The following is a 12,520-nucleotide window of genomic DNA, read 5'->3' as shown; positions in this document are numbered from 1 at the left end:
AACAAAGGGGCCATCACCGGCCCCTCTGGTTATTCATACTCACGCTTGCCGCGCCTGCTGGATATTGACTTTCCAGATGGCAGGTCCGGTTTCGTGGGCATTTACCCCTTGAGAGTCAACCGCTACAGTAACAGGCATATCCTTAACTTCAAACTCATAAATTGCTTCCATTCCCAAATCTTCGAATGCGATCACCCGCGCCTTTTTAATGGCTTTTGAGACCAAATAAGCTGCACCGCCAACGGCCATTAAATATACCGCTTTATGTTGTTTAATGGAGGCAACCGCGACTGGGCCCCGTTCAGCTTTACCTATCATGCCCATCAGACCAGTTTTTTCCAGCATCATGTCGGTAAATTTGTCCATGCGGGTAGAGGTGGTCGGGCCGGCGGGGCCAACCACTTCATCACCCACAGGATCCACCGGGCCAACGTAATAAATAAACTTACCGTGAAAATCGACGCCAGCAGGCAAGCCTTCACCGCTTTCCAGCAGGCTTTGAATACGTTTGTGGGCAGCATCACGGCCAGTCAGCATTTTGCCAGACAACAACAAAGTATCACCGCTGTTCCAGGTTTCAATCTCGGCTTGGGTGACTGTATCTAGGTTAACCCGGCGGGTATTTTCGCCAACTTCCCAAGTAATAGCTGGCCAGTCGTCCAATGACGGCGGCGTGAGTTCTGCCGGGCCAGTACCATCAAGATGAAAATGCACATGGCGGGTGGCGGCACAGTTAGGGATCATCACCACTGGCTTAGAAGCCGCATGTGTGGGCGCTGTTTTGATTTTGACATCAAGCACGGTTGTCAAACCACCCAGGCCCTGGGCACCAATCCCTAAGTTATTCGCCCGATTGAAAATATCCAAACGGAGCTTCTCTTCGGTCGTTTCGGCCCCACGAGCTTGTAACTCATGGATATCAACACTCTCCATCAGTGCTTCTTTAGCCATAACCGCCGCTTTTTCAGCCGTACCCCTATGCCAATGCCTAACATTCCTGGTGGGCACCAACCTGCCCCCATCGTTGGCAAGGTTTTCTCAACCCAGGCGGCAATATCATCGGAAGGATTCAGCATCACCATCTTGGATTTATTTTCAGAGCCGCCGCCTTTAGCCGCGATTGCCACATCCACTTTATCGCCGGGCACAGAGACAATGTGCACTACTGCTGGACTGTTATCGCGAGTATTTTTACGGGTTCCGGCAGGGTCGGCCACAATCGAAGCACGTAAAGTGTTATCGGTATTGGTATAGGCGCGACGGGTACCTTCATCAACCATCTGCTGAATGGTCATGTCGGTTTTATCCCATTGCACGCCCATCCCCACGTACACAAAACAGGTGACGATCCCGGTATCCTGACACAAAGGTCTATGCCCTTCGGCGGACATCCGTGAGTTGATCAGGATCTGGGCAATGGCGTCTTTAGCGGCCGGACTCTGCTCGCGCGCATAAGCCTCGGCCATGGCATCAATGAAATCCTTGGGATGGTAATAAGAGATGTACTGCAGGGCATCTGCGATACTGTCGATAAAGTCAGCTTGCTTGATTACAGACATGTTTGCGCTCCAATTGCTCCCTGTCCCCACCGAGGCGTCTAGCGCTTGTCAACTCATGCGCGATCCGCCTACAGTATCGATGCCCCCATGCGCACCGCAGAAAATCGTCATACTGCTCGATTTCACCTAAGGTCAGGCTGTTATGGTCATTTTTTTGGTGGCAGATATGATAACCTTTCACAGCTTTTTGGGCTACATCACATTTTTTGGAATTAATTGTTAGATGCACATCGCAAACAGCAGCCAGATTGCGCGTTATTCGTTGGACTGGAACTATACGGTGCCACAGTTGTTTAGCCATTTTTCGACACTGCCTTGGGCCGTATTGCTAGACTCCGCCGATGCCGAACATCCCGATGCCAAATTTGACCTTATCAGTGCTTGGCCATTGGCAACGCTGACCACCCATGGCAATACCAGTGAAATTTGCCAGCAACAGAAACAAAAGCAATGGTCAGCGGCCGATCCCTGGCAGTTGCTGCGGCAATTACTGGCGGACTATTTCCCTGACAGCAAACCCACAATATTGCCCTTTGGCGGTGGTGCTATCGGTTGTTTTGGTTACGACTTAGGCCGCAAGCTGGAACAATTACCTGACATCGCCGCGGATGATATTGCTTTTCCACAGTTAGCCGTGGGCATTTATGACTGGGCCTTATTGCACGACAAACAAACACAAGGCTGGCAACTGCTACATTACGCCGGGGAAGCCGCCTTAAACGCCACATTGGCGCGCTTACAGGCGTTACTGGCAACACCGCCCGCAGCAACGACTCCGTTTACCCTTGCCAGCTACTGGCAGCCGCAACTCAGCAAAAGCGAGTACCTCGAAAAATTTCAGCGCATTCAGCATTATTTGCACAGCGGTGACTGTTATCAGATTAATCTGACACAACGCTTCAGTACCGATTACCAAGGCGATGAATGGCAAGCTTACTGTGCCTTACGTCAAGCCAATACCGCGCCATTTTCAGCCTTCATGCGGTTACCACAAGGGTGCGCGCTGTCAATTTCACCGGAGCGTTTTATGACGGTCACGGCCGCCGGTCAGATCCAGACCAAACCGATTAAAGGTACGGCGCCGCGCAGTGACAATGCCGCAGCAGATCGGCAGTTGGCCGTAGAGTTACAGCAGTCAGCAAAAAACCGCGCCGAAAACCTGATGATTGTTGACCTGCTACGCAACGATATCGGGAAAATCGCCACGCCCGGCAGTGTAACAGTGCCCTCATTATTTGCCTTGGAGAGCTTCCCGGCCGTACATCACTTAGTCAGCACAGTGACTGGACAATTACCAGACGATGTCACGCCCCTCACCTTATTACGCTCAGCCTTTCCCGGTGGCTCCATCACTGGCGCGCCCAAAATCCGGGCCATGGAAATCATCGAAGAACTGGAGCCATCAAGGCGTAACCTTTACTGTGGCGCTATAGCCTATATCAGTCAGCATGGCACTATGGATAGTAATATTGCCATCAGAACACTCGTTGCCGCTGAGGGGAAACTGCATTGTTGGGCTGGTGGTGGCATTGTGGCAGATTCTGACGGCGATGCTGAATATCAGGAATGCCATGACAAAGTCAGTCGCATCCTGCCACTGTTGCAACAATTCAAGGAGTGATACTTGGATCTCACCGAACTGCGCTGGCGTTTTGAACTAGGCGTTGCCGCGCCACTCAGCCAACCGCAGGGAACGCCGCCCCGCCTGCGAAATGCAGCGGTGTTACTGGCATTTCAGGCTGGCAGTAATGGTGTAGAGCTGTTGCTAACCCAGCGCCCGCGCCATCTTAAAGCGCACCCTGGACAAGTCAGTTTTCCGGGCGGAAAGCAGGAGCCGCAAGATCGCAACTTATTGGAGACCGCGTTACGTGAAGCCCACGAAGAGATAGGTCTTGCGCCCGCCAATGTGGAATTACTTGGCACTTTGCCGCAGCACCATACTATTACTGGTTTTAATATCACCCCGGTGGTGGGGATAGTGCAGCAGCCCTTCACGGCGCGGCTAAATCCTGGAGAAGTCAGCGCAATGTTTACAGTACCGCTGACATTTTTACTGCAACAGAATAACCGTCATGTCATGCTCGTGCAGCGTCGGCAACAGTCGCATCCTGTTACCTTTATTCCCTATGGTGACAGGCTAATTTGGGGAGCCACCGCCGCGATTATCGATACTTTCTGCGATATTATTGGCTGCGATGTTCAGAGGATCACAAAACGCAGATAAAGCCCGGCAGTGACCGAACTCAGTAATAACAAAGGAATGTTAAACCAGTACCCCATGCGATAATGGCTGGCGAGATACCAATTCAACGCCATACTGGCAAAACTCAGCCCCGCACAGACCCAGATGATATGTTCCAGCAACATGGTTTCCTGCAAATTCCATTGCATTCTTACCGGTGCGCCACGACTGAAGAAATAGCCTATAGCGCGATCAGGTCTGGCTTCATGAAACACTGTCAGCGCATACACTGCCAGTCCCCAACCAGCAATCGATAATGTGGCTAAAACTATCTGTAAAAGACGTAGTTTTTTCATTTTTCTGCCTTCTGCATAATGATGAAAAACAACTTTGATTCCAGAATACCTTTTTCAACTTGAGAAAAGCCACCAGCAAGGTAATATAAACCTCCAATTTTTCTGTACGATCAATCGTGTCCGCTGTATCAGCCGACCAACTACCATTACCTCTGGGTGTGTAGCAAAACGACGTTTCACTGGAGAACAAAGCAATAATGAGCATTGCATCTGTCGCATCTGTATTTAAAGGCGAATATGCGGTCGGTTCTGAAGTTACCGTCCGTGGCTGGGTGAGAACCCGCCGGGATTCCAAAGCCGGGATATCTTTTCTTGCTGTCTATGACGGCTCCTGCTTCGACCCCATTCAGGGTGTAGTCCCCAATAATCTGCCCAATTACAATGATGAAGTGCTCAAGCTGACTGCTGGCTGCTCTGTGATTGTCACCGGTGAAGTGGTAGAAAGTCCCGGTGCTGGTCAGGATTACGAACTACAGGTCACCAACGTAGCAGTCACTGGTTGGGTTGACGATCCAGAAACCTACCCAATGGCAGCGAAACGCCACTCCGTAGAATATCTGCGGGAACTGGCACATCTGCGACCACGTACCAATCTGATTGGCGCCGTAGCTCGGGTACGTAACTGTTTGTCCCATGCTATCCACCGTTTTTATCATGAAAACGGGTTTGTCTGGGTATCAACCCCGCTGATCACCGCATCCGATACTGAAGGCGCGGGCGAAATGTTCCGGGTTTCTACACTGGATCTGGAAAACCTGCCCCGCACTGAGGCTGGCAAGGTTGACTATGATAAAGATTTCTTCGGCAAAGAAGCCTTTCTGACCGTATCAGGGCAGTTAAACGGTGAGGCCTACGCCTGCGCCCTGTCCAAAGTCTACACCTTTGGCCCAACTTTCCGCGCCGAAAACTCCAACACCAGCCGCCACTTGGCAGAGTTCTGGATGGTGGAACCAGAAGTCGCCTTTGCCGATCTGCATGATATCGCCGGGCTGGCGGAAGCGATGCTTAAATACGCCTTTAAAGCCGTGTTAGAAGAACGTATGGATGACATGAAGTTCTTCGCAGAGCGTGTGGATAAGACGGTTATTGAACGGCTTCAGCGTTTTGTCAGCAGTGATTTTGCTCAGGTGGATTACACTGATGCCGTTGAAATCCTGAAAAACTGCGGTAAGACATTCGAATTCCCGGTTGAATGGGGCACCGATCTGCAATCAGAACATGAGCGTTATCTGGCAGAAGAGCATTTTAACTCACCGGTGGTGGTTAAAAACTATCCCAAAGACATTAAAGCCTTTTACATGCGCATGAATGACGATGGCAAAACCGTTGCTGCGATGGACGTTTTGGCTCCCGGCATTGGTGAAATCATCGGTGGTTCGCAGCGTGAAGAACGTCTAGACGTACTGGATCAGCGCATGGATGAAATGGGCTTGGTGAAAGAGGATTACTGGTGGTACCGCGACTTGCGCCGTTATGGCACTGTGCCACATTCAGGTTTCGGTCTAGGCTTTGAACGACTGGTGTCTTATGTGACTGGCGTGTCCAATATCCGCGATGTGATCCCCTTCCCGCGGGCACCACGTTCCGCCAATTTCTAATCGGTTTGCACACTAAAAAACGCGCTTGCGAGCGCGTTTTTTATCGCCGCAAAAGTCGAAAAAAGGGAGAGGATGCGGCTCCATCTCCCAATAAAACCAGTGAATCGTTAGCTTGCGCCAGTTTCACTGTCAACCCACACACTCAGCAATGGAAACGAGTGTTACGCTCCCGATATTTGTAACACTAGTGGTCTATGCAGCTGTTATGCAATATGAATATCAGCAAAACATGAAAAAACCGAGTTAGATCACAGCCACATGAAGGATCATGGACAATTTGTAACAGGTTAATGTATAAGATATTTATTACTGCATTTGTTTTGAGGTCACATCATGAGCAATGATGAAACTCTACGTTTTACCGTTTCCCTGCCCCAATCTCTGTTTGAAGAAATTGAGGCGGATATCGATGCCCGCGGTTATCAATCCCGTTCTGAATATATCCGCGATCTGTTTCGTGACCGCATTGTTGATAAACAATGGAACAACAGTTTGGAAGACGTTGTGGGGGTGCTGACGCTGATTTTTGACCATCACCAGCGTGGTCTGTCTGAGAAACTGATAGAGATCCAGCACGATCATCTGGTGCATATTCTGTGCAGCACCCATGTGCACATCGACCATCACCGCTGTCTGGAAACCATCATCCTCAAAGGTCAAGCAAGCCAAGTCAATCAGTTGGTCAATAAAATTGCCGCGCTAAAAGGTGTCAATCTGGCTCGCCTTAGTCGCGCGGGGATTGTCTAAGTCAGCTATTTGATTGGCAACATAATCCGCACATCTAAACCCTTGGGTTTACCCGGCTGAATGAGCAAGCGCCCTTTGTGTAATCCCACAATATGGGCGCAGATAGACAGGCCAAGCCCAGAGCCCGCGACATTTTCATTGGCGACCCGGAAAAAGCGTTCCGTGAGCTGGCGGCAGTTCTCTTCATCCAACCCTGGCCCTGCATCGATCACCTGTAGTACCGCACAGTTATGCTGGGTATCCTCCCAGGCATTGAGCTGAATGGGCCCGGCGTTTCCTGAATATTTACAAGCGTTATCGATCAGATTCTTGAGCACCAGTTTCAGGTAAAAGGCATCGGCATTGACGCAGATTTTCTCCGGTAAATGCAGCTCCCACTGATAATCGGCGATCAGCGGCAACATATCATTCAAGACTTGCTGTACCAGCGCCCCTAAATCTATCTTGGCAACATTGAGCTGTTCTAGGGATTCCACCCGAGATAACAGCAGCATCTGTTCAACCGTATGGGCAATCTGATCAATGCCTTTGTCGATAGCCTCGTGATGTAATTGCAACTCTGCCGGATCATTTGATTCCAGTAACCCTTGATGGTGTAACTTGATGACCGCTAACGGGGTTTTCAGCTCATGGGCCGCATCACCACTGAATTTACGCTCACGGCTCATAGCCGCGGCCACTCTGGCAATATAGGCATTCATGGCATCACGCACGGTTACCAGTTCTGACGGCAAACGCATATGCAAGGGGTTAGATCGCCGGGATCGCGGCGTTTAAGTTTATCGGCCAGCGTCTGTAACGGTTCCAGCAACAAATAAGATAGGAAAATCATCAATAATGCCACCAGTGGGAACACTATCGCGGGCGCAATCAAACTGTTACCTATGATTTGATCCACCAGTTCTTTACGCACATCGTCACGCTGGCCAGTGATGATCCATACGCTATCGCGTTGCGAATAGTAGCTGTAAATATGCCACAGCCGACCTTGATACATTTTCCGGTGATAACCCACCACAAATTCGGCCATGGGGTCTTCTGCGGTATTGGCAGAACGCACCAATAAATGTCCGTCCGGTTTCCAGATCTGGAACGCTAATTTTTGCTCATAGGCCAGCTGTTCAGCATTAGCATCTTCATCAAAGGTTTCGACCTTAGCGGGTTTTATTTGTAGCAGTAACGGATGATCAATCAACGCCTGCCGATGTTCCGGTGGCTGCGCGCCATAGAACATTTCTAAGATCTTGGCACTCTGCAGCATTTGCGCATCAAACAGCTCTTCAATCTGACGATGGGAATCATGGGTGCTGAGCCAACTGGAAATACCGATGGAAAGCGAGATGCCCAGCAGCATCACGCCCATCATTAATACCCGTAATGACATGGGCTACTCTACCTCGGCCAACGTGTAGCCAATACCACGCACGGTTTTAATTAGCTCTGACGCGGTTTTTTCCGCAGATGATGGATATGAACTTCAATGGAATTACTGCCCACCTCATCCCAGCCGTAAGTGAGCTGCTCCAGTTGCCCGCGGGTAAGCACCCGGCCGTTAGACTGCGCCAGTTCCAGTAGCAACTGAAATTCGCGCCGCGATAAGTTCACTGGCTCGCCACGAAAGCTCACCTCATGCCCGTTTAAATCCATGGTCAGGGCGCCCACAACCAGCAGGTTCTGATTCAATCCATGGTGGCGACGCACAATGGCTTTCAGTCTTGCCACCAGTTCTCGGACATCGAAAGGTTTTGCCAGATAATCATCTGCGCCAAGATCTAAGCAAGCCAGCTTGGTATCAAAATCGGTATTGGCAGTTAACACTATGGTGGGAATATCAATTCCCCGATGCCGCCACTGTTGCAGCAGCGAACGGCCATTGCCGTCTGGTAATCCGAGATCCAGCACGATAGCGCTGATGGCTTCATTATGGATTGCCGCTTCTGCCTGTTTGACAGTGGTAACGTGATCTACCTGAAAATCCAGTTTCCCGAGGCTCAACATAATGCCTTGAGCCAGCAAATCATTATCTTCAATTAAAAGTATGCGCATAGTAAATGTCTTCTGCAGACGGCTGATAAAGGTATCACCGTAGTGTGGTAACTACGGGATCTTAAAATGCTTTTCTGATAATAACGTGTCTTTAGCAAAACCCGCCAGTGTTCTGACAGTATAGGCAGTTGCTCAGTTCCTTAAGTTGTTAACCCTTTGAACAACGCCAGCATTTTTGCCTATTTTTTGATCCATACCTGCCATTTATTGATTTGGATCAATTTTATGACGGTTATCTTGCGTACATCGTCACGATTTTCGCTGTTTAATGACGCGTATCAATTTTTTAGCGTTTTTGAAAGGCAACGCACATTACTCACACGGGGTGGCAGGTGTGGCGTTACCGGTTAACGCCATATTTTCGGAACAAACATTTAGGGTAATTCCATGGAGACTCATTCAGCACTATACCAACAGGGGCAACAGCGATTGGCCGCATTACGGCAGTTACCCGCGCGCCAAGATCAATCACTGTTGGAACGCATGCAGCAATATGGCATCAGCCGCCGTGACTTTATGAAATGGAGCGCATCGGTAACCGCCTTGCTCGCGTTACCACTGCCGTTTAGCAATCTGGTGGCCGAGGCCGCCGAACTGGCTGATCGTGTACCTTTGGTATGGCTGCACATGGCCGAATGTACCGGCTGTTCAGAATCACTGACCCGAGCTGACACGCCGGATCTCGACACACTGATTTTTGATCATATTTCGCTGGAATATCATGAGACCCTGATGGCAGCAGCAGGCTGGCAAGCGGATGAGAATCTGGAACATGCCCTTGAACATTATAAAGGCAACTATTTGTTAGCAATTGAAGGCGCAGTGCCTACCGCTAACAATGGCGCCTTTCTCACTGTGGGTTGTAAAGGTCACACCGGGTTGCAGTCGGTACGCGAAGCGGCTGAAGGCGCCGCAGCTATTATCTCTGTAGGCACTTGCGCTTCCTTTGGCGGGGTTCAAGCGGCCGCCCCCAATCCCACAGGAGCAAAAGGGGTTCATGAGGTAATCGACAAAACCGTTATTAATCTAGGAGGTTGCCCTCCGAGTGAAAAAAATATTGTTGGCACTTTAATGTACTTTGTCATGTTTGGTCGGCTGCCCGCACTGGACATGTACAACCGCCCCAAATGGGCCTATGGCGCACGGGTGCACGATAACTGTGAACGCCGTGGTCATTTTGACTCTGGTGAGTTTGTCGAACAGTTCAGTGATGACAATGCCAAAAATGGCTATTGCCTCTACAAAATGGGCTGTAAAGGCCCTTACACCTACAATAATTGTCCCACCGAGCGTTTTAACAGTCATGTCAGTTGGCCAGTATTAGCCGGGCATGGCTGCATCGGTTGTTCTGAACCTAACTTCTGGGACGATATGGCTGATTTTGAAAAACCCCTTGGTCGCCAGTTATTACACGGACTGGATGCCACTGCCGATACCGTTGGCGCGGTCATCTTAGGTGCCGCCGCCATTGGTATTGGTGCCCACGCTGTTGCTAGTCTGTTTGTTGGCTCCAAGGAGGAGTAATTCATGAACCAACGTGTTGTTATTGATCCTATCACCCGTATTGAAGGCCATCTGCGTATTGAAGTGGAAGTGGATGAACACAATGTCATTCAGAAAGCCTGGGCGTCTTCTACCTTGTGGCGCGGCATTGAAGTGATCCTTAAAGGTCGCACCCCCATGGATGTTGGCCTGTTGGTGCAGCGTATCTGTGGTGTCTGTACTTTCTCGCACTATCGCTGTGGTACTGAAGCGGTTGAAAATGCTCTGGGAGTAAAAATCCCGCTGAATGCCCAGTATCTGCGGTCGCTGATGATGACCGCCCTACACTACCATGACCACATAGTGCATTTTTATCATCTGCACGCGCTGGACTGGGTTGACGTGGTTGCGGCCCTGAGTGCCGATCCTGCCAAAGCGGCGCAAGTGGCCATGAAATACAGTGACAAGCCTTTAGCTGCCGGTGAAGGCGATCTGCGAGCCGTACAGGAACGCGTTCAGGGATTTGTTAATAAAGGTAAGCTTGGCCCATTTGCTAACGCTTATTGGGGCAACAAAACTTACCGTTTTTCACCAGAGCAGAACCTGATTGCGCTGTCACACTATCTAAAAGCACTAGAAGTGCAGCGGGTAGCCGCCGAAATGATGGCAATTTTTGGCGGTAAGCAACCACATCCGCAGTCAGTGGTCGTCGGTGGCATGACCTCGGTGCGCGATCTGGTGAATCCAGCACGCCTGCAAGAATGGCAAACCAAACATGACATAGTGGCAGACTTTGTTGAACGTGCTTACAAGGCCGATATCATCATGGCGGCCGATGCCTTTGGCGCTGAAGCCTCAGTGCTCGGCGGTGTCAATGTTCATAACTTTGTCTGCAGCGATGAATTTATCGGGGCGGATGGACAGCATATCTTTAAACAGGGTGTGATCCTCAATGGCGATCTTAAAAATGTCACCGACATCAACCCAGATTTGATTGCCGAAGACGTTACCCATTCTTGGTATAAAGCCGACAAGCCACAGCATCCTTATGTGGGTACAACCATCCCTGAATACACAGGTTTTGTTGAGCGCGATACGGTTTACGGCAAACTGCCTACCGTAGACGGTGACAACAAATACAGCTGGGTGAAATCACCACGTTATAACGGTGAACCGATGGAAGTGGGCCCGCTGGCATCACTGCTGGTCAATTACGCCAAGGGCAATCCGCTGGTGGTCGACGCGGTTGATGATTTTCTAAAACGTACCGGGCTTCCACTAACAGCCTTGTATACCACCCTTGGCCGCACCGCTGCCCGTATGTTGCAGACGGCGATTGTCGCCAAAGAAAGTAATAAAATCTTTGCTGCACTGATCACCAATCTGAAGAGCGATGAATCCCTGTATCGCAAACCCGAGATTGATCCAGATAAAGAGTATGTTGGCCACGCCATTATTGAAGCGCCACGCGGCATGCTCAGCCATTGGGTGCGGATTAAAGGTGGGGTTGTCGAAAATTATCAAGCGGTGGTGCCCACTACTTGGAATGCCGGGCCAATGGACGCTAATGGCAAGATAGGCCCTTATGAAGCATCGCTGGTTGGCCTGCAACTGGAAGATCCGACCAAGCCATTAGAAGTGTTGCGTATCATCCACTCGTTCGACCCATGTATGGCCTGTTCAGTGCACATGATCGATTACAAAGGTCAATCACTGGGTGAATTTCGTGTAGGCCCCACTGCCTGTTAAGGAGGGAAAACGATGACAACTGCCAATGTTGCCTACAAACAGGAGAAAGTCTTTAGTGCGGCGATCCGGACTTTTCACTGGCTCAGAGCCTTGTCCATTGTGATATTGGTGGCTAGCGGATTTTATATCGCCTGGCCTTATCTGGTCGGCGCCGACTCGACCGATGTCTTGTTACAAGGCTGGATCCGTTTCGTGCACCTTGCCTGTGGTTTTACCCTGTGCGCCATTACCATTTCTAGGGCATATCTGTTTTTCTTCGGCAAGAGTGATATTGAGCGGCGCTCTTTTCGAGATGTGATGAGCCCAAGAAGCTGGATTGCCCAGATAAAATCCTATCTTTGGATGGGACAGCTGGATAAAGCTGGCGTGTATGGGCCGCTGCAGTTCATGACATACTTTGCCATTTCGCTGTTAGCCGCGCTTATGTGCGTTACCGGCCTAGTGTTATATGCCAATGTCTATCATCAAGGTCTGGGGGCGCATTATGGAGTAGCGCCAGTTGGATAACTGAAGCCATGGGTGGTTTGGCCATGGTGCGCATCTGGCACCACTACATCACTTGGTGTTTTATTATCTTTCTGGTGATCCACATCTATATGGCCGTCTGGTATGGCATTCGCTTTAAGCACAATGCCGTTGACGCCATTGTGTCTGGTTACGATTACCATCCAGAAAAACACTGACAAATACCGGGGTCTGTAACCACTACCGGCCCCGGTGACTGTGATATAACTCAGATTTTGCGGCCAAACTTGTCTATCGAGATGCCAAAATGGGCCGCAAAACTGTGATTGTTAATAA

9 protein-coding genes and 3 pseudogenes are annotated in these 12,520 nt (G+C 50.1%); 7 read left to right on the top strand and 5 right to left on the bottom strand.

The features are described 5' to 3' along the window. Positions 1-39 precede the first annotated feature (39 nt). Positions 40-1,559 (bottom strand): annotated as a pseudogene (locus KHX94_RS18020) (fumarate hydratase). A gap of 223 nt (positions 1,560-1,782) precedes the next feature. On the opposite strand from KHX94_RS18020, the gene pabB reads away from it, so the two are divergent. Beyond that, positions 1,783-3,180, top strand: a complete 1,398-nt coding sequence (gene pabB, locus KHX94_RS18015; protein WP_213681645.1) for an aminodeoxychorismate synthase component I — start codon at positions 1,783-1,785, stop codon at positions 3,178-3,180. A gap of 3 nt (positions 3,181-3,183) precedes the next feature. Then, positions 3,184-3,783: a CoA pyrophosphatase gene (locus tag KHX94_RS18010; protein ID WP_213681644.1), complete on the top strand. Its 600-nt coding sequence runs from the start codon at positions 3,184-3,186 to the stop codon at positions 3,781-3,783. On the opposite strand, the gene KHX94_RS18005 is transcribed toward KHX94_RS18010, so the two are convergent. After that, positions 3,759-4,097: a hypothetical protein gene (locus tag KHX94_RS18005; protein ID WP_213681643.1), complete on the bottom strand. Its 339-nt coding sequence runs from the start codon at positions 4,095-4,097 to the stop codon at positions 3,759-3,761. The genes KHX94_RS18010 and KHX94_RS18005 overlap by 25 nt on opposite strands. Positions 4,098-4,294: 197 nt before the next feature. On the opposite strand from KHX94_RS18005, the gene asnS reads away from it, so the two are divergent. Together asnS and nikR are read left to right on the top strand one after the other, a co-directional pair. Beyond that, entirely contained in the window at positions 4,295-5,695 is a 1,401-nt protein-coding gene (asnS, locus tag KHX94_RS18000; protein ID WP_213681642.1) for an asparagine--tRNA ligase, read from the top strand. 333 nt (positions 5,696-6,028) lie between these two features. Then, on the top strand, positions 6,029-6,442 hold the full coding sequence (gene nikR / locus KHX94_RS17995) for a nickel-responsive transcriptional regulator NikR (RefSeq protein ID WP_213681641.1): 414 nt from the start codon (positions 6,029-6,031) through the stop codon (positions 6,440-6,442). A gap of 5 nt (positions 6,443-6,447) precedes the next feature. On the opposite strand, the gene KHX94_RS20770 is transcribed toward nikR, so the two are convergent. The 3 genes and pseudogenes from KHX94_RS20770 to KHX94_RS17985 all read right to left on the bottom strand — a co-directional run bounded on the left by KHX94_RS20770 (position 6,448) and on the right by KHX94_RS17985 (position 8,488). Then, a complete protein-coding gene (locus KHX94_RS20770) occupies positions 6,448-7,182 on the bottom strand; it encodes a sensor histidine kinase (protein WP_244859469.1) in 735 nt (244 codons plus the stop codon). Continuing rightward, entirely contained in the window at positions 7,158-7,826 is a 669-nt protein-coding gene (locus tag KHX94_RS20765) for a sensor histidine kinase N-terminal domain-containing protein (protein WP_244859226.1), read from the bottom strand. Before KHX94_RS20765 ends, KHX94_RS20770 begins: the two co-directional genes overlap by 25 nt. Before the next feature lie 3 nt (positions 7,827-7,829). Then, positions 7,830-8,488 (bottom strand): annotated as a pseudogene (locus tag KHX94_RS17985) (response regulator). Between the two features lie 387 nt (positions 8,489-8,875). On the opposite strand from KHX94_RS17985, the gene hyaA reads away from it, so the two are divergent. The 3 genes and pseudogenes from hyaA (at position 8,876) to cybH (ending at position 12,402) form a co-directional block, all read left to right on the top strand. Further along, entirely contained in the window at positions 8,876-10,012 is a 1,137-nt protein-coding gene (hyaA, locus tag KHX94_RS17980; protein WP_213681640.1) for a nickel-dependent hydrogenase small subunit, read from the top strand. 3 nt (positions 10,013-10,015) lie between these two features. Beyond that, positions 10,016-11,719, top strand: coding sequence for a nickel-dependent hydrogenase large subunit (locus KHX94_RS17975; protein WP_213681639.1), 1,704 nt, complete (start codon positions 10,016-10,018; stop codon positions 11,717-11,719). 12 nt (positions 11,720-11,731) lie between these two features. Continuing rightward, a pseudogene (cybH, locus tag KHX94_RS17970) lies at positions 11,732-12,402 on the top strand (Ni/Fe-hydrogenase, b-type cytochrome subunit). The last annotated feature ends 118 nt before the right edge of the window (positions 12,403-12,520 follow it).

The sequence above is a fragment of the Shewanella dokdonensis genome (genome assembly GCF_018394335.1).
GTDB classification, from domain to species: Bacteria; Pseudomonadota; Gammaproteobacteria; order Enterobacterales; family Shewanellaceae; genus Shewanella; species Shewanella dokdonensis.
Note: the sequence above shows the minus strand (reverse complement) of the source record. Positions and strands in the feature narration are given on the sequence as shown.